This is a genomic window from Cellulosimicrobium cellulans (assembly GCF_006539945.1).
Classification (GTDB): Bacteria; Actinomycetota; Actinomycetes; order Actinomycetales; family Cellulomonadaceae; genus Cellulosimicrobium; species Cellulosimicrobium cellulans.
Map to the genome: position 1 here is coordinate 14,120 of NZ_BJNZ01000015.1, position 24,492 is coordinate 38,611.

20 protein-coding genes and 1 pseudogene are annotated in these 24,492 nt (G+C 73.8%); 14 read left to right on the top strand and 7 right to left on the bottom strand.

Annotated elements, in window-relative coordinates; all coding sequences use genetic code 11:
• Window positions 1-71 precede the first annotated feature (71 nt).
• The 4 genes and pseudogenes from CCE02nite_RS12195 to CCE02nite_RS12210 all read left to right on the top strand — a co-directional run.
• Window positions 72-542, top strand: a pseudogene (locus tag CCE02nite_RS12195) (MaoC family dehydratase); the annotation flags it as partial.
• 194 nt (window positions 543-736) lie between these two features.
• Window positions 737-1,591 (top strand): HpcH/HpaI aldolase/citrate lyase family protein, encoded by an 855-nt coding sequence (locus tag CCE02nite_RS12200; protein ID WP_141389907.1) that lies wholly within the window; start codon window positions 737-739, stop codon window positions 1,589-1,591.
• Window positions 1,592-1,665: 74 nt separating this feature from the next.
• The gene (locus tag CCE02nite_RS12205; RefSeq protein ID WP_170227302.1) at window positions 1,666-3,921 is read left to right on the top strand and encodes a tetratricopeptide repeat protein; all 2,256 of its coding nucleotides are present in this window, start codon (window positions 1,666-1,668) and stop codon (window positions 3,919-3,921) included.
• A gap of 62 nt (window positions 3,922-3,983) precedes the next feature.
• Window positions 3,984-4,571 (top strand): hypothetical protein, encoded by a 588-nt coding sequence (locus tag CCE02nite_RS12210; RefSeq protein WP_141389909.1) that lies wholly within the window; start codon window positions 3,984-3,986, stop codon window positions 4,569-4,571.
• An 11-nt stretch (window positions 4,572-4,582) separates the two neighbouring features.
• Here CCE02nite_RS12210 and CCE02nite_RS12215 read toward each other — a convergent pair whose 3' ends face one another.
• A complete protein-coding gene (locus CCE02nite_RS12215; RefSeq protein ID WP_141389910.1) occupies window positions 4,583-5,068 on the bottom strand; it encodes a MarR family winged helix-turn-helix transcriptional regulator in 486 nt (161 codons plus the stop codon).
• A 93-nt stretch (window positions 5,069-5,161) separates the two neighbouring features.
• Here CCE02nite_RS12215 and CCE02nite_RS12220 point away from each other — a divergent pair, with 93 nt between their 5' ends.
• The gene (locus CCE02nite_RS12220; RefSeq protein ID WP_141389911.1) at window positions 5,162-5,596 is read left to right on the top strand and encodes a nuclear transport factor 2 family protein; all 435 of its coding nucleotides are present in this window, start codon (window positions 5,162-5,164) and stop codon (window positions 5,594-5,596) included.
• 57 nt (window positions 5,597-5,653) lie between these two features.
• Here the strand turns inward: CCE02nite_RS12220 and pntB are convergent, their stop codons facing one another.
• The 3 genes from pntB to CCE02nite_RS12235 all read right to left on the bottom strand — a co-directional run bounded on the left by pntB (window position 5,654) and on the right by CCE02nite_RS12235 (window position 11,768).
• Entirely contained in the window at window positions 5,654-7,066 is a 1,413-nt protein-coding gene (gene pntB, locus CCE02nite_RS12225; RefSeq protein ID WP_141389912.1) for a Re/Si-specific NAD(P)(+) transhydrogenase subunit beta, read from the bottom strand.
• Window positions 7,063-8,664 (bottom strand): Re/Si-specific NAD(P)(+) transhydrogenase subunit alpha, encoded by a 1,602-nt coding sequence (locus CCE02nite_RS12230; RefSeq protein WP_141389913.1) that lies wholly within the window; start codon window positions 8,662-8,664, stop codon window positions 7,063-7,065. The genes pntB and CCE02nite_RS12230 overlap by 4 nt, the downstream gene beginning before the upstream one ends.
• Before the next feature lie 278 nt (window positions 8,665-8,942).
• Window positions 8,943-11,768 carry a flippase-like domain-containing protein gene (locus CCE02nite_RS12235; protein WP_255318834.1) on the bottom strand — a complete coding sequence of 942 codons (2,826 nt, stop codon included), beginning with the start codon at window positions 11,766-11,768 and terminating at the stop codon, window positions 8,943-8,945.
• A gap of 170 nt (window positions 11,769-11,938) precedes the next feature.
• Here CCE02nite_RS12235 and CCE02nite_RS12240 point away from each other — a divergent pair, with 170 nt between their 5' ends.
• The 5 genes from CCE02nite_RS12240 (at window position 11,939) to CCE02nite_RS12260 (ending at window position 19,066) form a co-directional block, all read left to right on the top strand.
• The gene (locus tag CCE02nite_RS12240; RefSeq protein WP_141389914.1) at window positions 11,939-12,889 is read left to right on the top strand and encodes an HdeD family acid-resistance protein; all 951 of its coding nucleotides are present in this window, start codon (window positions 11,939-11,941) and stop codon (window positions 12,887-12,889) included.
• Between the two features lie 330 nt (window positions 12,890-13,219).
• A complete protein-coding gene (locus CCE02nite_RS12245) occupies window positions 13,220-14,866 on the top strand; it encodes an ABC transporter substrate-binding protein (RefSeq protein ID WP_141389915.1) in 1,647 nt (548 codons plus the stop codon).
• 105 nt (window positions 14,867-14,971) lie between these two features.
• Window positions 14,972-16,093, top strand: coding sequence for an ABC transporter permease (locus CCE02nite_RS12250; RefSeq protein WP_141389916.1), 1,122 nt, complete (start codon window positions 14,972-14,974; stop codon window positions 16,091-16,093).
• Window positions 16,094-16,238: 145 nt separating this feature from the next.
• Window positions 16,239-17,339 (top strand): ABC transporter permease, encoded by a 1,101-nt coding sequence (locus CCE02nite_RS12255; RefSeq protein WP_255318840.1) that lies wholly within the window; start codon window positions 16,239-16,241, stop codon window positions 17,337-17,339.
• On the top strand, window positions 17,336-19,066 hold the full coding sequence (locus CCE02nite_RS12260; RefSeq protein WP_141389918.1) for a dipeptide ABC transporter ATP-binding protein: 1,731 nt from the start codon (window positions 17,336-17,338) through the stop codon (window positions 19,064-19,066). Before CCE02nite_RS12255 ends, CCE02nite_RS12260 begins: the two co-directional genes overlap by 4 nt.
• A 96-nt stretch (window positions 19,067-19,162) precedes the next feature.
• Here CCE02nite_RS12260 and CCE02nite_RS12265 read toward each other — a convergent pair whose 3' ends face one another.
• From CCE02nite_RS12265 to CCE02nite_RS12275, 3 genes are all read right to left on the bottom strand, one after another.
• Window positions 19,163-19,963 (bottom strand): CPBP family intramembrane glutamic endopeptidase, encoded by an 801-nt coding sequence (locus tag CCE02nite_RS12265; protein WP_141389973.1) that lies wholly within the window; start codon window positions 19,961-19,963, stop codon window positions 19,163-19,165.
• Between the two features lie 236 nt (window positions 19,964-20,199).
• A complete protein-coding gene (locus CCE02nite_RS12270) occupies window positions 20,200-20,475 on the bottom strand; it encodes a type II toxin-antitoxin system antitoxin (RefSeq protein WP_141389919.1) in 276 nt (91 codons plus the stop codon).
• Window positions 20,472-21,422, bottom strand: a complete 951-nt coding sequence (locus tag CCE02nite_RS12275; RefSeq protein WP_141389920.1) for an SPFH domain-containing protein — start codon at window positions 21,420-21,422, stop codon at window positions 20,472-20,474. The genes CCE02nite_RS12270 and CCE02nite_RS12275 overlap by 4 nt, the downstream gene beginning before the upstream one ends.
• A gap of 174 nt (window positions 21,423-21,596) precedes the next feature.
• Between CCE02nite_RS12275 and CCE02nite_RS12280 the strand changes: the two genes are divergently transcribed.
• Genes CCE02nite_RS12280 through CCE02nite_RS12295 form a run of 4 tightly spaced genes read left to right on the top strand, consistent with a single transcriptional unit; the run spans window position 21,597 to window position 24,418 of the window.
• The gene (locus CCE02nite_RS12280; protein ID WP_141389921.1) at window positions 21,597-22,361 is read left to right on the top strand and encodes a hypothetical protein; all 765 of its coding nucleotides are present in this window, start codon (window positions 21,597-21,599) and stop codon (window positions 22,359-22,361) included.
• Window positions 22,354-22,659: a transcriptional regulator gene (locus CCE02nite_RS12285; protein ID WP_047231817.1), complete on the top strand. Its 306-nt coding sequence runs from the start codon at window positions 22,354-22,356 to the stop codon at window positions 22,657-22,659. The genes CCE02nite_RS12280 and CCE02nite_RS12285 overlap by 8 nt, the downstream gene beginning before the upstream one ends.
• Window positions 22,656-23,630, top strand: a complete 975-nt coding sequence (locus CCE02nite_RS12290; RefSeq protein ID WP_141389922.1) for an ABC transporter ATP-binding protein — start codon at window positions 22,656-22,658, stop codon at window positions 23,628-23,630. Before CCE02nite_RS12285 ends, CCE02nite_RS12290 begins: the two co-directional genes overlap by 4 nt.
• Complete coding sequence (locus CCE02nite_RS12295; RefSeq protein WP_141389923.1) at window positions 23,627-24,418, top strand: ABC transporter permease; 792 nt, start codon at window positions 23,627-23,629, stop codon at window positions 24,416-24,418. The genes CCE02nite_RS12290 and CCE02nite_RS12295 overlap by 4 nt, the downstream gene beginning before the upstream one ends.
• The last annotated feature ends 74 nt before the right edge of the window (window positions 24,419-24,492 follow it).

Below are 24,492 nucleotides of genomic sequence, written 5' to 3' on the forward strand. Positions count from 1 at the left end.
CTCGACGGCGGGTGGGGTCGTGGTCGGTGGGCCGCCCGTACGGGGCGTTTCAGTGCTAGGGAGGAGCGACGATGCGCGAGGTGGTCCAGCGGGGCCTGTACTACGACGAGCTGGAGACGGGTGTGGTGTACCGGCACCGGCCCGGCCGCACGCTCACGGAGGCGGACGACGTCGTCTTCTCCACGCTCACGATGAACCACCAGGCGCTGCACCTCGACGCCGCGTGGGCCGCGACGCAGCCGTTCGGGCAGCGGCTCGTCAACTCGATGATGACGCTGTCCACGCTGGTGGGTCTGTCGGTCGGGCAGGTCACGCAGGGCACGATCGTCGCGAACCTCGGCTTCCGCGAGGTCGAGTTCCCGAAGCCGCTGTTCCACGGTGACACGCTCTACGCGGAGACGGAGGTCGTCGAGAAGCGGCTGTCCGCGTCGCGGCCGGGGCAGGGCGTCGTGACGCTCGAGCACCGCGGCCTCAACCAGGACGGCGTCCTCGTCGCGCGCGCCGTCCGCACCGCCCTGTTCTGGACGCGCACGGCCCACGAGGCCGCGTGCGCGGCGGTGCCCGACGGCGACGCGTCACCGCAGCCCGGGGTCGACCCCGGGGTTGTGGGTCGCCCCGCACCTGCCGAACCCGGGGTTGCCGGGCAGGCCGAGCCCGCCGTGCCCACCAAGCCCGGGTTCGGCGCCGGCGGGGAGCACGAGCCCGTCCTCGAGCGCGGCGACGAGGAGAGCGCGTGGTGAGCGACGTCGCCGGGTTCGGGATCGGGCCGGCGCTGCTGTTCTGCCCCGGCGACCGGCCGGACCGGTTCGCCAAGGCCGCCGACCGCGCCGACGCCGTGATCCTCGACCTCGAGGACGCGGTCGCCGCCGTCTCGAAGGACGCCGCCCGACGCGCCGTCGTCGAGGCGTCCGCGACGCTCGACCCGGCACGGACGGTCGTGCGGGTCAACGCCGTCGGGACGCCCGAGCACGCGCTCGACGTGGCGGCGCTCGCGGACACCCGCCTGCGGACGGTCATGGTCGCCAAGTCGGGCCCGGAGCTGCTCGGCTCGCTCGCGGCGCTCGCGGCGACCCTGCCGGGCGTGCGCGTCCTCGCGCTCTGCGAGACGGCGGCCGGCGTGCTCGCGGCGCCGGAGCTCGCCCGGCGGCCCGAGGTCGTCGCGCTGATGTGGGGCGCGGAGGACCTCGTCGCGTCGCTCGGCGGCACGTCGAGCCGGCGCCCGGACGGGTCGTACCGGGACGTCGCGCGCCACGCGCGGTCCGCGGTGCTGCTCGCCGCCGGGGCGGCGGGCAAGGCGGCGGTCGACGCGGTGCACGTGGACGTCGGCGACCTCGACGGGCTGCGGGCCGAGGCCGAGGACGCCGCGGCGTCGGGGTTCACCGCGACCGCGTGCATCCACCCGAGCCACGTGCCCGTGATCCGCGCCGCGTACGCGCCCACGCCGGAGCAGGTGACGGCGGCGCGGGCCCTGCTCGACGCGGCGGCCGCGAACCCCGGCGGACCGGATGCGGTCTTCACGCACGACGGGCAGATGGTCGACGGCCCCGTGCTGCGCCACGCGGAGGCGGTGCTGCGCCGGGCGGGCGCCTGACCGGCGATCCGATGGGGACCGGTCCCCATGCCCGGGCGGTGCGGTGCGTCGGGGGCGGCGCATACCCTCTCCCCGTGACCGACGCGAACGCCCAGGACCCGCAGCACCAGCACTGGACCGAGGGCTTCCCGCACCTCGCCGACCGGGCTGCGACCCTGCTCGGCGTCGACGTCGCGACGGTCGCGCGCCACAACAAGGTCGTCCCGGGCGGCTTCCACGTGTGGACCCCGGGCCGCGGCGGTGCGCAGGCGATCGTCGGGTTCGACGGGTCGGCCTACGTGCGCGAGTCGTGCTTCACGCAGGCCCAGCTGGTGGAGGCGTTCCACGCGGGTCACCGCAACGACGCGAACGCCGCGACCCTCCCGGTGAACCACGCCGCGTCGGCGGTGGCCTCGATGGTGGGGATCCTGCGCGGCGGGCAGGCGCAGCCCGCGACGCCCACCGGCCCGAGCGAGGCGGAGCTCGCCGAGCTCGTCGGAAGCGGCTTCGAGCAGACGACGCCGGACGAGATCGCGGAGCGGCTGCGCGCCCGCGGCAAGGGCGCGTTCGTCGTCGTGGGCGTCGACCGTGCGCACGGCCCGGGCCACTGGTACGTCGCCTCCTTCGACGGCGAGCACGTGCTCGCGCTCGACCCGATCGCCAACGGGCGCACCGCGTGGCCGCCGCCTGCCGCGGACGCGGTGCGCTGGTGGGCGGACGGCACGCCGACGACGGCGCCCGCGCGGGTCGTGCTCGACGCCCGGTCGGCCACGGGTCGCCGCGTGTGGACGGAGACGACGCCGTTGCTCGCCCCGACGGCGCAGTCGTTCCTCGACTGGGTCGCGACGCTCCCCGCGGAGAAGGTCGTCACGGGCTACCAGGTCTGGCACGGCTTCTGGTGGGTCGTGCTGGCGGAGTCGGGCGACGACCTGCGCGTGGCCGTCACGGACCTCACGAAGGACGGCATCTCGACCCTCACGTGGGACGTGGACCCGATGCTCGACACCTACCGGCAGCAGCGCGAGATGGTCGCGTTCTGCAAGGTAGGGGCGAAGAGCACGCGCTTCACGGAGACCGTGCTGGTCGACGCCGACGTGTACGACGCGCCGGAGACGTACGTCGAGCGGACCCGGCCGGCGGGCGACGGCGCGTCAGGGTGGGTCGTGACGTCGGTCGCGGCGCAGCCCCGCGGCGGGCTCCTCCCCGTGCCGGCGCACGAGCTGTACCGCCGGGCGCCCCACCTCGTGCGGTACCTCTCGCTCCCCGAGGGCTTCCGGGCGGTGTGGGCGAAGAACCGGACGAACCAGATCTGGAACCCGGACGGCGAGCTCGTCTGGGACGCCGACGCACGGGACGCGGCGACGACGGCCGCTGCGGCGCAGCAGGCGACGGCGACGGGCACCCCCGCTCCGGCGGCGGGCACGGGGACCGGCGACGCCCCGGCAGCCGACGCCCCGGCCGCCGCCTCCTCGGCGGGTGACGCGTCGGCGAACGCGACCGCGGAGGGGGCTCCGCCGTCGGGCACGACCCGCCCGCGAGGGAGCGTGGCGTACGAGGCCGCGCGCGACGCGCTCGACGACCGTGCCATGAGCCGCGAGCGGGTCCTGGCCGCCGCGCACGGGCTGCGCGACGCGTTCGTCCGCAACGAGCACGTGATCGGCCTGATGCCGGGCGACGCGGAGAAGGTGCTCGTCGACACGTACCGCCGGGCCGACGCGGGCGGGGCCGACGCGGTGTCGCGCGAGGCGGCGACGTCCTGGGTGCGCGAGGCGTACTTCCGCCGCCTGCCGCTCGCCGCGGAGGCCGCCGAGCGGGTCGACCGGCTCGCCGAGGACGACCCCGACGGTGGCGCGCACGTGCTGCGCGGGTGGATGCGCTACACCGGCTACGGGTTCGCCCAGGACGCCGTGGCGGCCGTCGCCGACCACGAGGAGGCGGCGCGGCGGGGGAACGCCGACGCGCTCTTCGAGCTGTCCGTCCTCACCGCGACCGGCCAGGGCACGCCGGTGGACGAGGCACGCTCGCGCGCTCTCCTCGAGCAGGCCGCCGACGCGGGCCACCCCCGCGCGCTCTACAACCTGGCGGCGGAGCACGCGACGGGCCGCGGGCGTCCGCGGGACGCTGCGCGGGCCCTGGAGCTCTACCTCGCGGCGGGGGACCAGGGCAACGGCCGTGCGGCGTTCACGGCCGGCGTCATGATGCTCACGGGGGACGGCTCGCTGCCCGACCCGGCCCGGGCCGGGCGCGCGTTCTCGCTCGCCGAGGACCTCGGTTTCGACGTGCGCGACGCCGCCGCCCAGTTCCCCCCGCGGCTCGCCGAGGAGGTCCTCGGGGCGCTCGAGGCGGGCTGACCGGACAAAAGACGCGTCCGGCCCGTTCCGCTTGCGGGCCCGGGCATCGTATGGTCACTCGCGTGAACGTCTACGTCGTCCTGTCCCGCAGCCGTACGGTCCTCTCCCGGACCATCGCGCTGGCGACCCGTGACGAGTTCACGCACTCCTCCTTGGCGCTCGACCCGGGGCTCGACCTCATGTTCAGCTTCGGGCGCCGCCGGGCCGGGAACCCGTTCGTCGGGTGCTTCCGGCGCGAGCGGTTCGACGACGGCCTGTACCGCGGCATGGACGTCGTGCCCGGGGTCGTGCTCGAGGTCCCCGTGACGCCCGAGCAGCACGAGGCGATCCGCGTGCGGGTCACCGAGTTCCTGCTGGACTCGCACGCGTTCTCCTACAACGTGCGCGGTCTCGTCGGTGCCCGCTTCGGCCGCGGCCACGAGGCCGAGGACCGGTTCTTCTGCTCCGAGTTCGTCTACCACGTGCTGCACGGTGCCGGGGTGTGCGACCTCGGCGTCGAGCGGTGGCAGGTGCGGCCGCAGACGCTGCTCGACCTCCCGGGCCGCGTCGTCTTCCGTGGCGACCTCAAGGACTACGTCGCGGCCCACGGGGCGCTCGCGACGCTGCCCTCTCTGACGTTCCACCACGCACGCGAGCGCGTGCTCGGCTGAGCACCGACGCCTCAGGGACGGTCAGCACCTGCCGCGAGGTGCGCGTTGACGCGCTCGAGGAGGTCGAAGAGCTGCGCGCGCTCGTCGGGGGACAGCGGCGCCATGACGCGTGCGTTGACCTCCGCGAGGATCGCGTCCAGCTCGCCGAGGCGGGCCTCGCCCGCGGGTGTGATCGAGACGACGTTGCGGCGCTTGTCCGCGGGGTCGGGTGAGCGGCGGACCCAGCCTCCGTCGGTGAGCGCGTTGAGCACCGCGACGAGGTCGCTGCGGTAGATGCGCGTGCGGTCCGACAGCGTCGACTGGCTCGCCGGCCCGAGCTCTGCGAGCGCGGCCAGCACCACGAAGTGGTCCTTGTGCGCGCCGACGGCTCCGAGGGCGTCGCCGGCGACCCGCCGGGTCTGGGTCGCGGTCATCCCGACGAGGCGCGATAACTGTCCCCGGAGCCGCTCCGGGGTCTCGTCGCCGCGGTCGAAGCGCAGGTCGTCATCGGTCTCCACGGTCCGATCCTACCCCTTGCATTAGTGCGACTAACGAACTACGTTCATGAGCGGAGCGAACGTTAGTCGCTCTCACGATATGGAGGAGGACTCATGACCTCGACCGAGACGCTCGTCCGCGAGCTCGCCGACCGCACGGAGCTCGCCGACCTCGTCGCCCGCCACAGCCTGTGGATCGACGAGGCGCGCTACGACGAGACGGACCAGCTCTTCACCGAGGACGTCACCGTGACGTCGTCGCGCGGGGAGGCGCACGGCGTCGCCGAGCTCGTCGCGCTCGTCCGTGCCGGGCACGACCGCTACGCGCGCACCCTGCACCACAAGGCGAACCTCGTCGTCGAGCTCGACGGCGACGCCGCGACCGTGCGGGCCCACGACCTGGCCGTCTTCGTCGTCGACGACGACACCGAGTCGATCGCCGCCGCGGTCCACCGCTACGGCGCGCGCCGCACCGACGACGGCTGGCGGTTCGACCGCCTCGAGATCACGCCCGTCGCGCTGACCGGCGCGCTCGAGCGCGCGCTGTAGACGGGGCGGCGGGGCCTGCGTCGCGAGCCGCGAGCCGCGGTTCGAGGAGATCGGCGGTCAGCCGACGCGCAGCGCCGCGACGATGTCCTCGACCCGCTGCTTCGCGTCCCCGAAGAGCATGCCCGTGTTCTCGCGGAAGAACAGCGGGTTCTGCACCCCGGCGTAGCCGGCCGCCATCGACCGCTTGAAGACCACGACCTGCCCGGCCTCCCACACGTGCAGCACGGGCATGCCCGCGATGGGGGAGCCAGGGTCGTCGAGCGCGGCCGGGTTGACGGTGTCGTTCGCGCCGATGACGAGCACGACGTCGGTCCGCGCCAGGTCGTCGTTGATCTCGTCCATCTCCAGCACGATGTCGTACGGGACGCGCGCCTCCGCGAGCAGGACGTTCATGTGCCCGGGCAGGCGCCCCGCGACCGGGTGCACCCCGAAGCGGACCTCGGCACCGCCGTCGCGCAGGAGCTCGACGAGCTCCGCGACGGGGTACTGCGCCTTGGCGACCGCCATGCCGTAGCCGGGCGTGATGACGACGCTCCGGGCGTCGCGCAGGAGGGCCGCGACCTCGTCCGCGCTCACCTCGCGGTGCTCGCCCTGCGGGCCCTCGCCGCCCCCTGCGGGCGCCGCGCCCTCCTCGGCGCCGAACCCGCCGAGGATGACGGACACGAACGACCGGTTCATGGCCCGGCACATGATGTAGCTGAGGATCGCACCGGAGGAGCCGACGAGCGCGCCGGTGACGATGAGCAGGTCGTTGCCGAGCATGAAGCCCGCCGCCGCGGCGGCCCAGCCGGAGTACGAGTTGAGCATCGACACGACGACGGGCATGTCGCCGCCGCCGATCGACGCGACGAGGTGCCAGCCCAGCGCGAGCGACACGACCGTGAGCAGGAGCAGCGGCCAGATCGACGGTGCGACGACGAACCACACCACGAGCCCGAGGCTCACGACCAGCGCCGCGAGGTTGAGCAGGTTGCGGCCGGGGAGCTGGAGCGGGGCCGAGCGCGTGCGCCCGGACAGCTTGAGGAACGCGACGACCGACCCCGTGAAGGTCACCGCGCCCACGAGCACGCCGAGGGAGACCTCGACGAGGTGCGCGACGTCGTCGGCCCCGGCGGCGTGGGCCGTGAGATACGAGTTGAAGCCCACGAGCACGGCCGCGGCCCCGACGAAGCTGTGCAGGATCGCGATGAGCTCCGGCATCTGCGTCATCTCGACGCGGCGCGCGCGCCACGTCCCGACCGCCGCACCCACGAGCAGCACGAGCGCGATGAGCAGCGCGGTGACGAGCACGGGCCGGGCGCTCGTGCCGAGCGCGAGGACGATCGTCGCGGCGAGCGCGAGGACCATGCCGACCATGCCCAGCAGGTTGCCGCGGCGCGCGGACTCCTGCTTCGACAGCCCCGCGAGACTGAGCACGAACAGCACGGCGGCGAGGACGTAGACCGCCTGGGCGACGGACGTCGCGGTCATCGGGCCACCCCCTGCGCGCGCGCCGGGGCGTCCTTGCGGAACATGCCGATCATGCGGTTGGCCACGAGGAACCCACCGAAGATGTTGATGCTCGCGACCGTCGCGGCGAGCAGCGCGAGCGTCGTGACCACCCAGTCGTCGGAGCCGATCTGGAGGAGCGCGCCGACGAGGATGATGCCCGAGATCGCGTTGGTCTGGGCCATGAGCGGCGTGTGCAGCGAGTGCGTGACGTTCGAGATCACGTAGTACCCGACGATCACCGCGAGCGTGAACACCGTGACGTGCCCGACGAGCGACGGCGGCGCGAACGACAGCGCGAGCGTCACGAGCACCGCGGCGAGCGCGGCGCCCACGGTCCGCCGACGACGGCGCAGGCTCGCAGCCGACGCCGCCTCCGCCGCGGCCCGCTCTCGTGCCGCGGCCTCCAGCGCGGGGTCGGGTGGTGGCGCGGTCGATCCAGGGGCCGGGGCCGCGCTCACCGCGACGGGCGGCGGGGGCCACAGCACCTCGCCCTCGCGCGCGACGGTCATGCCGCGCTGCACCGGGTCGTCGAGGTCGAGGGCGAGCGTGCCGTCCTTGCCGGGCGTGAGCAGCTCGAGCAGGTGCACGACGTTCGTCCCGAGGAGCTGCGACGTGTGCTGAGGCAGGCGTCCGGCGAGGTCGGTCCAGCCGACCACCACGACGCCGTTCTCCGTCACGACGCGCTCGCCCGGCACCGTGAGCGCGCAGTTCCCGCCGCCCGAGGCCGCGAGGTCCACGACGACGCTGCCCGGGTGCATCCCCGCCACGGCCTCGGCCGTGAGCGTCCTCGGTGCGCGGCCGCGCACGAGCGCCGTCGTGACGACGACGTCGGCCTCCGCGGCCTCCCGCGCGTACACGGCGAGGGCCGCGGCCTCCTGGTCGGGCGTGAGCGGCTTGGCGTAGCCGTCGGCGGACATGCCCTGCTGCGCGGCAGGCTCGCGCACGGCCGTGCCGCCCATGGACTCGATCTGCTCCGCCGCCTCGGCGCGCACGTCGAACGCGCGCACCTGCGCGCCGAGGCTCGCGGCGGCGCCGACCGCGGCGAGGCCCGCGACGCCGCCGCCGATGACGAAGACCTTCGCGGGCGGCGTCTTGCCGGCGGCGGTGACCTGCCCGGCGAACATGCCGCCGTACTCGGCCGCGGCCTCGACGACCGCGCGGTACCCCGCGACGTTCGACAGCGTGCTCAGCACGTCGAGGGCCTGCGCGCGCGAGATGCGGGGCACGGCGTCGAGCGCGAGCGCGGTCACGCCGTGCGCCGCGAGGCGCTGCACGAGGTCGGGGTCGTTCGCCGGGCCGAGCATCGCGACGAGCGTGGCGCCCGGGCGCAGGAGCGCGACCTGGGCGTCGGTGGGCGCGTTCACGGCCGTCACGACGTCCGCGCCCCACGCGCCCGCGGCGTCCACGACCACGGCGCCCGCCGCCTCGTACGCGGCGTCGGAGAACGTGGCCCCCGCGCCGGCGTCGTGCTCGACGACCACCTCGTACCCGAGCGCCCGCAGGCGCTCGACCGTGCGCGGGGTCGCGGCGACGAGCCGCTCCCCGTCCCTCACCTCGCGGGGGACACCGATCCTCACGTGCGGGCTCCTCACCTCGTCGAGCATCGTGGGCGCCCGCGCGGCCGGAGAGACGACGGCGGGTGCGCGGCGAGCCTACCGGGGGCCGCTCGCGTCGTCCCGGGTCCAACGTCCTCGGGCGGGCGAGCCTCGACCCGGTCGGCGCTCGCCGCGCCCGGCCAGAGCGGCGGGGAGTTCTCGCCGCCGCGCGCGGTGGCGCACGTCGACGCGACGAGGTACCACGTGGACGTCAAGGTCGCGGAGGACCCCAGGGCTGACGACGGCGGACCGCCGGGCGGCTACAGGTCGCCCTTCTTCTGCAGGTACCGCATCGCGACCCACCCGATGGGGATGCGCGCCCAGTACGTCGCGACGCGGAAGAGCAGCGTGGCGGACGTGGCGAGCGCGACCGGGACCCCGGCGGCCGTGAGGCCGGCGGTGAGCGCGAGCTCGATGGTGCCCAGGCCGCCCGGGGTCGGGACGGCGGCCCCGGCGGCGTTGCCCACCAGGTAGATCACCGCGACGTCGACCAGGTCGAGCTCCTGCCCGAACGCGGCGAGCGCCGCGTCGAACGCGAGCACGTAGCCGAGCGTCATGACGATGTTGCCGGCGAACCCGATAGCGAGGCGCCCGGGCTGGCCCAGCATCTCCGACAGGCGGGGCCACACCTGCTGGATGGTCGGCCGGATCTTGGCGAGCGCCCAGGTGCGCACGGCCGGGACGAGGAGCGTCGCGAGGACGGCCAGGGCGACACCGGCGATCGCCAGCAGGACCGTGGTCGAGGGGAGCTGGACGAGGCCGCCCTCCCCGGTGAAGATCGACAGGACCACGAGGATGAGGATCGTCACGACGAACTGCGACACCTGGACGAGCGCGACGGTCGCGACGGCCATGGGCGTCGAGATGCCGCGTCGTGTCAGGAGACGCAGGTTGAGCGCCGCCGGGCCGATGCCGGCGGGCGCGGCGAGCGCGACGTAGGAGCCGGCCGCCTGGGTCAGGTTCACGCGCCAGAACGGCAGCCGCTTCGGCGAGAACGCCGTGAGCGTGAGCGCGGCGCCGACCCACGTGAGAACGCCGAGGACGAACGACAGCACGGCCCACCACGGGTTCGCCTCGGTCACCGCCTCGGCGATCTGCTCGAAGTTGAACGAGGTGACGAGGGCCGTCACGGCGGCGATCACGAGCGCGATGGTGAGCACCGTCCGTGCGCCGAACCGCGTGATGCGCTGTGGCTCGATGTCCGCCTCGGGCAGCCGCTCCACCAGAGCAGCACGCAGCTCCTTGAGGAGCTCCTTGTTCTGCCGGATCTCCTCGCGCGTGCTCGGCGGCAGCGCGACCGACTGGAGCAGCGGTCCGATCGCGGCGATGTCGTCGTCGGGCAGGACGCTCGCGGCGGACTCGACGGCGCGGCTCGCCCCGACGCGCAGGGCGAGGAGCGCGACCATCTGGGCGAGGTCCATGCGCCGCGCGAGCTCGGACGACGCGATGTCGCCCTGCTCCCACCCGGTGAGCCAGACCTGTGGGGCGCCCGTCGCGGGCTCGCGCGAGACGAGCATGACGTCGGAGGTCAGCGCGCGGTGCGCGATGCCCGCCGCGTGCGCGAGCCGGAGCTGGCGCCACGCCTCGTTGAGCACCGAGCCGGTGAGGTCCTCCACGGGCAGGTCGCGCAGCGAGACGGCGCCGGTCGCGTGCTCCTGGACCAGGACCATGGAGTCGTCCGACTCGGCGACGCCGAGCAGCCGCGGGGTGCGGACGCCCGCCGCCCGCGCGGCGTAGGACAGGAGTGCCGCGCGCTCGGCCGCGGCGCGCAGCGAGATGGCCGCACGGCCCTCGCTGCCGCGCAGCCGCAGCGACCGCCAGAACCGGGCGAGGAAGCCGACGACCTGCCGGTCGCCGTCGAGCACGACGACGTCACGACGCACGTCGTCCTCCGCGAGCATCGCGTAGACGCGGTTGTCGCCGGCGCGCGTCAGCGCGATGGCGGCCGAGTCGGACGGCGCGTCCTGGGCCTCCGTCGCGCCGGCCTGCCCGTTCGCCCCGTGCGCTCCGCTCGACGGCCCGCCCTCGTCGGGGTGCGTGACCGACCCGAGGTGCTGGGCGGCGAGCGCGGCGTCCGCGGTGAGGACGGTCCCGGCGTCGTCGGCCGCGCCGGGCGCGCGCAGCACGCCGACGTGCACCTCGGCCGTGATGCGACCCTCGGCGTCGACCTCGGTGATGGGGTCGTCCGCCGCCTCGGCGAGCTCCTCGTCGTCGGTGACGTCGCGGACCCGCACGAGGGCGGTCGGGGAGAAGCCCGCGCGCCGGACCCCGGCCACCAGGTCGGGCCCGTACGCGCGCTCGCTGCGCACGCCCGAGACGTAGCGCACCGCGAGCCCGGCGATGCGGCCCAGCAGCAGCGTGATGATGATGCCCGGCAGCGAGACCTGGCCGGTGATGAGCACGACGCCGATCGCGACGAAGAGGAGGTTCCACGACCACTTGACGGTGCGCCGCCTGGTCCGTGTCCCCGCCGCCGTGAGCAGACCGCCGATCGCGGCGACGTAGAGATAGTCCGGGATGGTGAGCTGCCACGACCCGTCGACGAACGCGGAGAGCCCGCGGATCAGGTCGTCCGAGCCCCAGGTGCGCAGCGCGAGCACGACGAGGACGCCGAGGAGCAGGCCGAGCGCGGCGGCGACGATGGACTCGACGACCTGCCGCCCGAGGCGGCGGAGGCCGAGCTCGACCAGCACCGCGAGCGGGACGAAGAGCGTGATGAGCCCTTCGAGGACGGTCACCGGGAGGAAGAGGACCCGGGCGAGCACGTCGGAGAAGTTCTGCACGTCCTCCGCGACGCCCTCGGTCGTCCCGTGGGCGTACACCGACATGAGCATGACGACCGCGACGCCGACGGCGCAGAGCACGAGGTTGACGAGGTCGATGGGGTGCCGGACGCGCTGCTCCGCCGTGTCGACGACGCGGACCGTCCCCGCGTCGTCGTGACCGCGACGCCCGAGGAGAGCCTCGAGCGCGCCGGTCTGGGGCCGGGGGTCCGCCTGCTCGGGCCGGGCCAGAGAGCCGACCTCGACGACCGCGCCGACGTGGGGAGCGTCGCGCTCGGTCGGCTCGGGGGCGGGGGAGGCCATGCGAGCGAGTCTAGGTCGGGGGCCCTGAGCAGGCGCGGTATTTGGCCGATTCCTCCGGGTGATTCGCCCCGTTCGCCCGCATGCCGAGTGCCTCGTGACCCCCGCTCGACGGGCGGGTGTGAGCAAGGCCTCCCTAGCATGGGCAGAGCGACGGGACCCGGGAGGTCGGCATGGCACGTGGCACGACGACGGAGCGCGGCGCCGCGGACGGCCCCGCCAGTCCGGACGTCCCCGCGACGCCCGGCGCGAACGGCCAGGAGCGCAACCCGTTCCGCAAGGTGTGGTGGCTGCCCGTGGTGCGGGGGACCCTCCTCGTCGCCCTCGGTCTCCTCCTCATGATCGAGCCGCTGGAGGAGCTCGGGACGCTGCGGGTCGTGCTCGGCGCGTTCCTCGTGGCCGACGGCGTGCTGGTCGCCGTGCAGGGGTTCGTGCACCGCCGGCAGGTCGGGTCGGCGTGGTGGCTCGCCCAGGCGGGCGTGTACGTCGTGTTCGGCGTCGTCGTGGCGCTGTGGCCGGACCTCACCGCGACCGCGTTGTACTACGTGCTCGCGGTGTGGGTGCTCGTGCTCGGCATCACGACCATCGCCGGCGCGGCCGCGCTCGTCCGCAACCGCGACCTGGGATGGGCGTGGATGCTCGCCGTCGGGATCGTCTCGGTGCTGTTCGGGGTCCTGCTCGTCACGCGGCCGCTCGACTCCTTCGACGTGCTGCGGCTCGTCGCGGTGGTGTTCGCGCTCTACGCGTTCGTGACGGGTGCGATCCACGTCGTGTCGGGCTTCGCCGTCCGCGCGGTCGCGCGCGAGCTCGCGGACCTGCGGGCGCAGGCCGTCGCGGCGGGCGTCGTCGTGACGGGCGGGTCCGTGCTCGGCGCGCCCGCCGCCCACCCGGGCGTCGCACCGCCGTCGGCCGTCGGTGGTGCGTCTGCCGGTTCCCCGGCCGCGCCCGACCCTGCTGCACCCGAGGAGCCCGCGCCCGAACCGGCTGCGCCTGTCGAGCCTGCGCCCGACCCGGCCGCGCCTGTCGAGCCCGCGCCCGACCCCGCCTCGCTCGGTCCCTCCACGGACGCGCCGTCCGCAGGCGGCCCGGGAGCAGACGAGGTGGAGGGTCGCGGGCGTCTCTGACCCCTGCTTCGACGCCGCGCCGACCAGGCGGTCGGTGCACTGTCGGACGTGCCGTCCGCCAGGGCCGCTCGTCCCAAAAGGAGCGGACTCTACACCTGCGGCGCAGGCGCCGTGAGTGTGTCTCACGTCACGATCGTTGCCCGGGGCTCAGGGTTACGACCGGGTAACAACGCTGGCGTTCTGTCCGGGTTTCTGCCGATCCTGACACCTGCGTGACACGGCACTGTGCTAGAAATCACGGCACTCCGCCGACAGGTCGGGGTCCTGGTGCGTGCAAGGTCGCGCCACCGGTGTCTCGCACCCCGAGAAACCCGAGAAAGAGGTAGACACATGACAGCGGTGTCCAAGAAGCGGCTCCTCGCCGCGGCCGCCGGCATCACGGCGGTGACGCTGACCCTGACCGCGTGCGGCGGGGGCTCGAACGACGCCGAGGGCGACGGCGACGGCGGCGGTTCCTCGAGCGGTTCGCTCGTCATCGGCACCACCGACAAGGTCACGGTGCTCGACCCCGCCGGCTCGTACGACAACGGCTCGTTCGCCGTGATGAACCAGGTCTTCCCGTTCCTCCTGAACACCCCGTACGGCAGCCCCGACGTCGAGCCCGACATCGCGGAGTCGGCCGAGTTCACCTCGCCGACCGAGTACACCGTCAAGCTCAAGCCGGGCCTCAAGTGGGCCAACGGCAACGACCTCACGTCGTCCGACGTGAAGTTCACGTTCGACCGCCAGGTCGCGATCAACGACGAGAACGGCCCGGCGTCGCTGCTCTACAACCTCGACAGCGTCGAGACTCCGGACGACACGACCGTCGTGTTCCACCTCAAGAGCGAGAACGACCAGCTCTTCCCGCAGATCCTGTCGAGCCCGGCCGGCCCGATCGTCGACGAGGACGTCTTCGCGGCCGACGCGCTCACCTCGGACCAGGACATCGTCGACGGCAACGCGTTCGCGGGCCAGTACACGATCACGGGCTACAAGTTCAACGAGCTCGTCTCCTACGAGGCGTACGACGGCTACCAGGGTCTGCTCGGCCCGGCGAAGACCGACAAGGTCGCGGTGAAGTACTTCGCCGAGGCGTCGAACATGAAGCTCGAGATCCAGCAGGGCAAGATCGACGTCGCGTGGCGCAGCCTGTCCGCGACGGACATCGAGGACCTGCGCGGGAACGACGACGTCAAGGTCGTGGACGGGCCCGGCGGCGAGATCCGCTACATCACGTTCAACTTCGACACCCAGCCGTTCGGTGCCAAGACGCCGGAGGCCGACCCGGCGAAGGCGCTCGCCGTGCGCCAGGCCGCGGCGTCGCTCATCGACCGCGACGAGCTCTCGGACCAGGTCTACAAGGGCACCTACACCCCGCTGTACTCCTACGTCCCCGCGGGCCTGACCGGCGCGGTCGAGCCGCTCAAGGAGATGTACGGCGACGGCGCGGGCAAGCCCGACGCCGCGAAGGCGGAGCAGCTCCTCGCCGACGCGGGCGTCGAGACGCCCGTGACGCTCAACCTGCAGTACTCGAACGACCACTACGGTCCGTCGTCGGCCGACGAGTACGCGCTCATCAAGGACCAGCTCGAGAAGGACGGCCTGTTCACGGTCAACCTGCAGACCACCGAGTGGGTCACCTACGCCAAGGAGCGCACGTCCGACGTCTACCCGGCGTACCAGCTCGGCTGGTTCCCGGACTACTCCGACGCGGACAACTACCTCACGCCGTTCTTCCTCACGGAGAACTTCCTGGTGAACCACTACGCCAACCAGGAGGTCAACGACCTCATCCTCCAGCAGGCGGCGACGCCTGACGCGGACGAGCGCACCGCGCTCATCGAGGAGATCCAGAACAAGGTGGCGGCGGACCTGTCGACCCTCCCGTACCTCCAGGGTGCGCAGGTCGCGGTCGTCGGGACGGACGTGGAGGGGGCCGAGGACACGCTCGACCCGTCCTTCAAGTTCCGCTACGCGGCGCTGTCCAAGGGCTGACCCCGCTCGCCCGGCCCTCCTCGCGCGACCCGCGGGGAGGGCCGGGCACCGCTCGTCCGGGACGGCGACCACGCCGAGGCCCCGGGCACCTGAGGAAGAGACGACATGACGACCACCACCACCGACGCCGCGGTCGGCGAGGACGCCGCCGGCGGCCCCGGCCGCGAGGGGCCGACGCGCACGCCGCGCACGACCCGCGGCCGCGGCGGCGGGCTCGGGAGCTACATCCTGGTCCGCGCGCTGCTCATCATCCCGACGGTCTTCATCCTCGTGACCACGGTCTTCGTGGTCATGCGGTCCACGGGCGACCCGATCACCGCCGCGCTCGGCGGCCGGCTCACGCCGGACCAGCTCGCCGAGCGCATCCACGAGGCCGGGTACGACCGCCCGGTGGTCGTGCAGTACCTCGAGTACCTCGGCGGCATCGTGCGCGGCGACTTCGGGACGACGATCAGCGACAACCGCCCCGTCACCGAGGTGCTCGTGACGTACGGCACCGCGACGCTCGAGCTCGCGGTCTACGCGCTGCTCGTCGCGTTCGTCGTCGGGATCCCGCTGGGCATGCTCGCGGGCTACCTGCGCGACCGCGTGCCCGACGCGATGCTGCGCGTCTCCGCGATCCTCGCCTACGCGACCCCCGTCTTCTTCGCCGGCCTCATGCTCAAGCTCGTCTTCTCGGTGTGGCTCGGCTGGCTGCCCGTGTCCGGTCGCGCGTCCACCGACGCGGAGATCGAGCTGCAGTTCCTCGACGACCCGACCGGCTTCTACCTGATCGACGCGATCCGGACGGGCGACCCCGCGATCGTCGGCGACGTCCTCCAGCACGCCGTCCTGCCGGCGCTCGCGCTCGGGCTGCTCACGGCGGGCGTGTTCCTGCGGCTCGTGCGCACCAACGTGATCGGGACGCTGTCCACCGACTACGTCGTCGCGGCGCGGTCGCGCGGCGTCCGTGAGTCCCGGCTCGTGCGGGCCCACGCGTGGCGCCCCGCGCTCATCCCCATCATCACCGTCATCGGGCTGCAGGTCGCGATGCTCCTCGCGGGCGCCGTGCTCACCGAGACGACGTTCGAGTGGAAGGGGCTCGGCTTCCAGCTCGCCGAGTACCTCCAGGCGCGCGACTTCGTCGCCGTGCAGGGGATCGTCGTGCTCATGGCCGTGATCGTCGCGGTCACGAACTTCCTCGTCGACATCATCGCGGCGCTCATCGACCCGAGGGTGAGGTACTGACATGGTCGCGGAGACCGTCGTCCCGGCCGGTCCCGGCACCGGGAGCCCCCTCCCCGCCGTCGTCCCCGAGCGCGGCCGCGTCGCGTGGTGGAAGCGGCTGCCCGTCGTGCACCAGCTCCGGCAGAGCGTGGGGCTGCAGCGCGGCATGCTCGTCGCGGGCCTCGTCATCTCGGGACTCTTCCTGCTCACCGCGGCGCTCGCGCCCGTGCTCGCCCCCTACGGCTACAGCCAGCTCCGCACCGCGGACGGCCCGTTCGGCGCGCAGCAGCCGCCGTCGGCCGAGCACCTGCTCGGCACGACCGTCGGAGGCTACGACGTCCTGTCGCGCGTCATCTGGGGGGCGCAGACGGCGCTCCTCGTCATCGTCGTGGCGATCCTCGCGTCGATCGTCGTCGGGGTCCTGCTCGGGCTCGTGTCCGGGTACTTCGGCGGCTGGGCCGACCGCCTGCTCGTCGTGGTCTGCGACGCGATCTACGCGTTCCCGTCCCTGCTCCTCGCGATCCTCATGGCGATCGTCATCTCGGGCGGCCAGTCGAGCATGTGGGGCGGCATCCTCGCCGCGGCGCTGTCCATCACCGTGGTGTTCGTGCCGCAGTACTTCCGCGTCACGCGTGCGGAGGTCGTGAGGATCAAGGGCGAGGCGTTCGTCGACTCGGCGCGCGTGCTCGGCACGCCGCACCGGCGGATCATGTTCCGCCACGTCCTGCGGAACTCGACCCGCACGCTCCCGCTCATCGTCACGCTCAACGCGTCCGAGGCGATCCTCACGCTCGCCGGGCTCGGGTTCCTCGGGTTCGGCATCGAGCCGACGGCGGCCGCCGAGTGGGGCTACGACCTCAACAAGGCCGTCTCGGACGTGACGAGCGGCATCTGGTGGACCGCGCTCTTCCCGGGTCTGGCGATCGTGCTCGTGGTGCTCGGCATCACGCTCGTGGGCGAGAGCCTCAACGACCTCGCCGACCCGCGGCTGCGCTCGCGCCGCGCGACCGCCGAGGTGTCGGGGGACGTCGCGGAGACGTCGGTCGTGCCGGGCGGCACGCTCACCGCCGGCCCCGGCGGCCTCGACGCGATCGAGGGCGCGGGCTCGCGCTCCGACGAGCTCGCCGCCACCCCCGGCCGGCGCGACCCCGACGCCGTCGGGCTCGGCGGGCGGCTCGGCGACGTGCCGGACGACGACGGCCCCGCGACAGGCCCAGCGACGGGCCCGGCGGACGCACCCCACGACGAGACGGAGGACCGGCGATGAGCGCCGTGACCCAGACGACCCGCCGCCCCGGCGGCGGCGCCGCGCGCCCCGTCGTGACGATCCGCGACCTCGCGGTGTCGTTCGCGACCGACGCCGGGGCCGTGCGCGCCGTCGACGGCGTCGACCTGGAGGTCGCGCCCGGAGAGGTGCTCGCCGTCGTCGGCGAGTCCGGGTCCGGCAAGACGGTGACCGCGAAGACGATCCTCGGCCTGCTGCCGTCGACCGCGACGGCGCGCGGCGCCGTCGTGCTGACGAACAAGGCCGGGACGGCCGACCACGACGTCGTCACGCTGGGCGGGGAGCGGCTGCGCCAGGTCCGCGGGACCGACGTCGCGATGGTCTTCCAGGAGCCGTCCGCCGCGCTCAACCCGGTGTACACGGTGGGCTGGCAGATCGCCGAGGGCATCCGCGCGCACACGAAGGTGTCGCGCCGCGAGGCGCGCCGGCGCGCGGTCGACGTGCTGCGGCGCGTCGGCATCCCCGACCCGGAGACGCGCGTCGACCACTACCCGCACCAGTTCTCCGGCGGGCAGAAGCAGCGCGTCGTCATCGCCATGGCCCTCGTGCTCGACCCGGGGCTCATCGTCGCCGACGAGCCCACGACCGCGCTCGACGTCACCGTCCAGGCCGAGATCCTCGACCTCCTGCGCCGGTGCCGCGACGAGTTCGGCACCGCGATCGTGCTCATCACGCACAACATGGGCGTCGTCGCGGACCTCGCCGACCGCGTCGCGGTCATGTACCAGGGGAAGGTCGTCGAGCAGGCGCCCGCTCGCGAGCTGTTCGCGGCGCCCCGGGCGGAGTACACGAAGGCGCTGCTCGACTCCGTGCCGCGCGTCGGCGAGGGGACCGCGCGGGCCGAGGCCCGCGCGTCGGCCCGCGACGCCGGCTGGGCGGACGCGGAGCCCGTGGTGGCCGCGCGGGGGCTGACCGTCACCTACCCGGGCCGCCTGCGCCGCCCCGGCTTCACCGCGGTCGACGACGTGTCGCTCACCATCCGGCCGGGCGAGGTGCTCGGCCTCGTGGGCGAGTCCGGCTCCGGCAAGACGACGTTCGCGCGTGCCGTCGCCGGCCTCACCCGGGTGACGGACGGGTCGCTGCGCGTGCTCGGCGTCGAGATGAACGGCGTCAAGGAGCGCGAGCTGCGTCCCGTGCGGCCGCGCATCGGGTTCGTGTTCCAGGACCCGGCGACGAGCTTCAACCCGCTCCTCACGATCGCGGACTGCGTGGCGGAGCCGCTCGTCGTGCACGGGCGCGCGGAGTCGCCCCAGGCGGCGCGCGGGCGGGTCGACGAGCTCCTGGAGGCGGTGCAGCTCCCGCGGTCGTACGGCGACCGGTTCCCGCACGAGCTCTCCGGCGGGCAGCGCCAGCGCGCGTCGCTCGCCCGGGCGCTCGCGCTCGACCCGGAGCTGCTCGTGGCCGACGAGCCGACGTCGGCCCTCGACGTCTCCGTGCAGGCGCGCGTGCTCGAGCTGTTCGCCGAGCTCCAGCGCGAGCTGGGCTTCGCGAGCCTGTTCGTGTCGCACGACCTCGCCGTCGTGGACCTGCTGTCCGACCGCATCGCGGTGCTCTACCGCGGCCGGCTGGTCGAGGAGGGCACGGGCGCCGAGGTGCTGGGCAACCCGCGCGAGGAGTACACCCAGCGGCTCCTCGCGTCGCTGCCCGTCCCCGACCCTGTGCTCCAGGCCGAGCGGCGCGAACGGCTCCGGGCCCTGCGCGGTGCCTGACACCGACCGTCGGGAGAACCGAGGCCCGTGAAGGAGGACCCTGGTAGGTCGGACAGGGTTCTCCCTCGGCCTGTCAGGGGCCTCCCTCGGCGGGCGTCAGGCGAGGCCGAGGGACTGCTTCCACTCCAGGGGGAGGAGCGCGTACCCGACGAACGCGACGACGTCGAGCAGGGTGTGCGCGATGACGAGCGGCATGACGCGGTGCCGTCCCCAGCGGGACGTGTAGAACCACGAGAAGACGACGCCCATGACGACGTTCCCCACGAACGGGCCGAACCCCTGGTACAGGTGGTACGACCCGCGCAGCAGCGAGCTCCACACGACGAACTTCACGCGGCCCCAGCCGAGGTCGCGCGTGCGCTCGAACAGGTAGCCGACCGCGATGACCTCCTCGAGCAGCCCGTTCTGGAGGGCGGCGAGGATCAGCACGGGCACGGTCCACCACGCGGCGTTGAGCGCCGACGCCTGCACCTCGACCGTGATGCCGAGGAGGCGGCCGAGCGCGTAGAAGCCGAGCCCGGGGATGCCGATCGCGGCGGCGAGCGCGAACCCCCACCCGACGTCCTTGAGCGGTCGTGAGCCGTCGAGCCCGATCGCCCGGACGGCGGAGCGCCCGCGCGCGCTGAGCAGGTACAGCGCGAGCGCGACCGGCAGCACCGCGAAGAAGATGCCGACGAGCTGGTAGGTCAGGTCGAGGTACGGGCGCGCGGACTGGCTCACGTTGAGGCTCGCCGACTGGTCGCGCAACGGGGTCCCGGCGGTGAGGCGCGCGACGATGTTGATGATCGCGTAGACCGCCGACTTGCCGAGGCTCAGCCCGAGGACGATCCAGATCTCCGCGCCGATGCGGCGCCGCGTCGCGCGGTCCGGGCGCGCGGGAGCGGCGGCGTCGGCCACCGGCGGGGCCGCCGTCGGGCCGGGCACGGGCAGCGGCTCGGGTGCGGTCGCGGGGGTGGACGCGGTCAGGTCGGGCACCGTCCGGTTATAGCACCGGTCGCGGGGAGCCGCCTCGACGTCACCTGGACGCCCGCTGTCCGCCGAGCACGACCTGGCGAGCGGTCCAACACGACGTGAAGGTCGCTTTCCGGCCCTTGACGTCCTTCATGTCGTGTTCGGCGAGAGGGCGGGGCGGATCAGGAGCCGCGCGGGCGGCCCGGGCCGCGGGGCGGGCGGACGTCGCGAGGGAGGCGGCCGGCGTCGTCGAGCGCGCGGCGCAGCAGCATCTCGATCTGCGCGTTGACGCTGCGCAGGTCGTCCCCTGCCCAGCGGGCGAGCGCGTCGTGGACGGCGGGGTCGAGGCGCAGCAGCACCGACTTGCGCTGCGGTCGGCGCGCCCCGCCCGTCGGCACGCCGGGGCCCGACGACGGCTGCTCACCGTCGCCGGGCGCGTCCGTCCTGCGGGAGGTCACTGGTAGAGCGACCCCGTGTTGACGACGGGCGTCACGCGGCTGTCGCCGCACAGCACGACGAGCAGGTTGGAGACCATGGTCGCGCGGCGCTCGTCGTCGAGCGTGACGATGTCCTCGGCCTCGAGGCGCGAGAGCGCGTCCTCGACCATGGACACCGCGCCCTCGACGATGCGCGACCGGGCGGCGATGATCGCCCCGGCCTGCTGGCGCTGGAGCATCGCCTGGGCGATCTCGGGGGCGTAGGCGAGGTTGGAGATGCGGGCCTCGATGACCTCGACGCCCGCCACGACGACGCGAGCCGCGACCTCGGTGGCGATCTCCGCCGACACGACCTCGGTGGCGCCGCGCAGCGACTGCTCGCCGGCCTCGGCGTCGTCGTAGGGGTGCGACATCGCGACGTGGCGCAGCGCCGACTCCGCCTGGACGCGGACGAAGTCGGTGTAGTCCTCGACGGCGAAGCTCGCCTTCGCGGTGTCCGCGACCTGCCAGACGACGATCGCGGCGATGTTGATCGGGTTGCCGTCGGCGTCGTTGACCTTGAGCTCGCTCGTCTCGAAGTTCCGCACGCGGACCGAGACGCGCTTGCGCGTCGAGAACGGCACCGTCGCGACGAGCCCGGTGCGCCGGATGGTCCCGAGGTACCGGCCGAAGAGCTGGACGACGAGCGTCTGGCCGGGGTTGATGACCTTGACCATCGTGAGCAGGAAGAGGCCGAGCAGGATCGCGACCACGCCGAGCACGGCACCGACCGGGGTGGCGGTCGCGAACAGCGGGATCGACCCGCCCAGGAGCACGAGGACGAGGAGGATCACCAGGCCGCCCCCTCCCGCGCCGAGCGACCACGCGGGCTGCTCGGTGACGTCGACGCGCGTGCCGTCGTGGCCGACCGGGCGGCCGGTCGGCTCGCCGCCGACGGACTCCTGCGGGGGTGCTGCGCTCTCGGTCACGGGGCCCGTCCTCTCCTGCGGCTGATGGCCGCACTGATGTATAGCAAAGTGATATCACATTAGCGAGAGCCGAGGAAACCCGGGGCCGCGGGTGGTTGCGCGCCACGCGGATGGCGTGACATCCTACAAACAGGTTTGCAGCACAAAGTAGTTTCTCGATCAACGGAGCTGATCATGACGACCGACGACGGCGACGTCGACCGCGCCGCGACCGACGAGCCGGGAGAGCGCGAGCTCGACGTCGCCGAGACGCTCCGCGTGATCCGCGAGCAGCAGGACCACGCGCGCGACGCGACCGAGCCCGACACGCGGCTGCTGTGCCTCGCGTGGGGGGTCGCGTGGCTCGTCGGGTACCTGTGCCTGTGGGTGAGCGCCGTGCGCGTCGCCGACGGTGCCGACGTCGTGCGGCTCCGGTCGGGGGCCGGTCAGGTGGTCGGCGCCCAGCCGGAGCCGTGGGCCTTCTGGGTCTTCTTCAGCCTCATCGCGGCCGCGACCGTCTTCACGATCGTCCACAGCGTGACGCGCACCGCCGGGACCCGCGGCGTCAGCGCCCGGACCGGGGCGATGTACGGATGGTCGTGGATGCTCGGCTTCGTCTGCTACGGGTTCGTGCTCGGCGGGCTCGCCCGCGCGGGCGCGTCCACGGAGGTCATGGCGCTCGCGAGCAACGCGTTCGCCTGCATCGTCGTCGGTCTCCTGTACCTCGGCGGCGCCGTCGCGTTCGACTCCCGCGGGCTGTTCGTCCTCGGGGTGTGGATCCTCGTCACCGCGGCCGCGGCGACCTTCGCGGGGCTCCCGTTCACGTACCTGGTCATGGCGCTCGCGGGGGGCGGCGGGTTCCTCGTGATGGCCGGGGTCGAGCACGTCCTGCGCGTGCGACGACGGCGTCCCGGGCCCGGCCCGGCGCTCGCCGGGGGGAGGGGGTCGGTCGATGCCTGAGACGGAGCTCGACCCCGTCATCCACGCGCCGGCGCGCCTGCGCGTCGTCGCGACGCTCGCGGCCCTCGCGAGCGGGGACGAGCTGTCCTTCCCCAAGCTCCAGAAGCTGCTGGGGATGACGGCGGGGAACCTCTCCACCCACCTGCGCAAGCTCGAGGACGCGGGCTACGTCCGCGTCACCAAGACGCACGAGGGCCGCACACCCGCGACCTACCTCGCCCTCACGACCCGCGGCCGCGTGGCCTTCGAGGACTACACCGCCGCACTGAACACCCTCCTGAGAGGAGCTGGAGCATGAGCGCCCAGCGCACGAGCCCCACCCGGGCCGCCCGGCCCGGCCCCGCGCCGTCGGCGACCGACCCCGCCCGACCGGTCGTCGCCGTCGACCACGTGACGCGCCGCTTCGGCACGGTCGTCGCGCTCGACGACGTGTCCCTGACCGTGGGGGCGGGCGAGCTCGTCGGTCTGCTGGGCCCCAACGGCGCCGGGAAGTCGACCCTGCTCTCCCTGATCAGCGGTCAGCGCAAGCCCGACGCCGGCACGGTCCGCCTGCTCGGCGGCGACCCGCGCGACGCGCGCAGCCGAGCCGGGCTCGGCCTCACGCCCCAGGAGACGGGCCTGCCCGCGACGCTCAAGGTGCGCGAGGTCGTCGACTTCGTCGCCGGTCACTACCCGGACCCGGTCCCGACGTCGGCGCTGCTGGACCAGTTCGGCCTCACCGAGCTCGCGGGCCGCCAGACGGGCGCGATGTCCGGCGGCCAGAAGCGCCGCCTCGCCGTGGCGCTGTCCCTCGTGGGTCGGCCCCGCGTCGTCCTGCTCGACGAGCCGACGACCGGGCTCGACGTGAGCGCCCGCCAGGCGCTGTGGGACGCGATCCGCGCCTACCACGCCGACGGCGGCACGGTCCTCCTGACGAGCCACTACCTCGAGGAGGTGCAGGCGCTCGCGCAGCGCGTCGTCGTCATCGACCAGGGCGTGGTCAAGGCCGACGACTCGCTCGACGCGATCCTGCGGCGCGTGTCGCTGCGGCGCGTCGTCGTCGGGTCGGCCGCCGACCTGCGCGACCGCCCCGGCGTCGTGCGGGCCGACCGCCTCGGCGACGGCCGCCAGGAGCTCTACACGCCCGACGCCGACGCGCTCGTGCGCGAGCTCGTCACCTCGGGCGTCGACTTCCACGACCTCGAGATCCGGGGCGCGAGCCTCGAGGAGGCGTTCGAGCAGATGGTCGCGCGCGACGCGACCCCGACGACGGAGGCACGGTCACGATGACCACCACGACCACCACCCCGCGGACGGCGGCGCTGCCCGGGCCGCTGCGTCTCACGTGGCTGCACCTCAAGTACCAGTTCCTCGAGACGGTGCGCGTGCCCGTCGCCGTGCTGGGCAACCTGCTGTTCCCCGCGCTCGCGATGTTCTTCTTCGTCGTGCCGCAGAAGGCCGTGGCGCAGGACCCGGTCGCGGCGACCACGGCCGTCGCGTCGCTCGGCCTGTTCGCGATCTGCTCGGCGAGCCTGTTCACGTACGGGCTCGGCGTCGCGGAGGACCGGCAGCTCCCGTTCGACCCGTTCGTCCGCTCGCTGCCCGCGGGCCCGGCTCCGCGCATGGCCGCGCGCGTGCTCAACGGCGGGATCTTCTCGCTGTTCGGGCTCGTGCCGCTCATCCTCATCGGCTGGCTGTTCACCGACGCGAGCGTCACGTGGGGCCAGCTCCTCGCGGGCGTCGGGACGGTGCTGCTCGTGTCCGTGCCGTTCGTGCTGCTCGGCATGGCGATCGGCTACTCGCTGTCCGCGAAGGCGGCGCTGCCGGTGGTGCAGGTGATCCTCTTCCCGCTCGCGTTCGCCGGCGGCCTGTTCCTCCCGCCGTTCCTCTTCCCCCCGTGGCTGGACGCGATCTCGATGGCCACGCCGACGCGCGCGGGCCGTGACCTGCTCGTCCAGGCCCTCACGGGCGAGCCGGCCTACGGGGGCGCATGGTTCGTCCTCCTGGGCTGGACGGTCGTCTTCGCCGCCCTGGCGGTCGGCGCCTACCGCCGCGACGAGGGCCGCCGCTTCCGCTGAGCCTGCCGGCGCCGAACACGACATGAGGGTCGTCATCCCCGGGATAACGACCCTCATGTCGTGTTCGGCGGCGC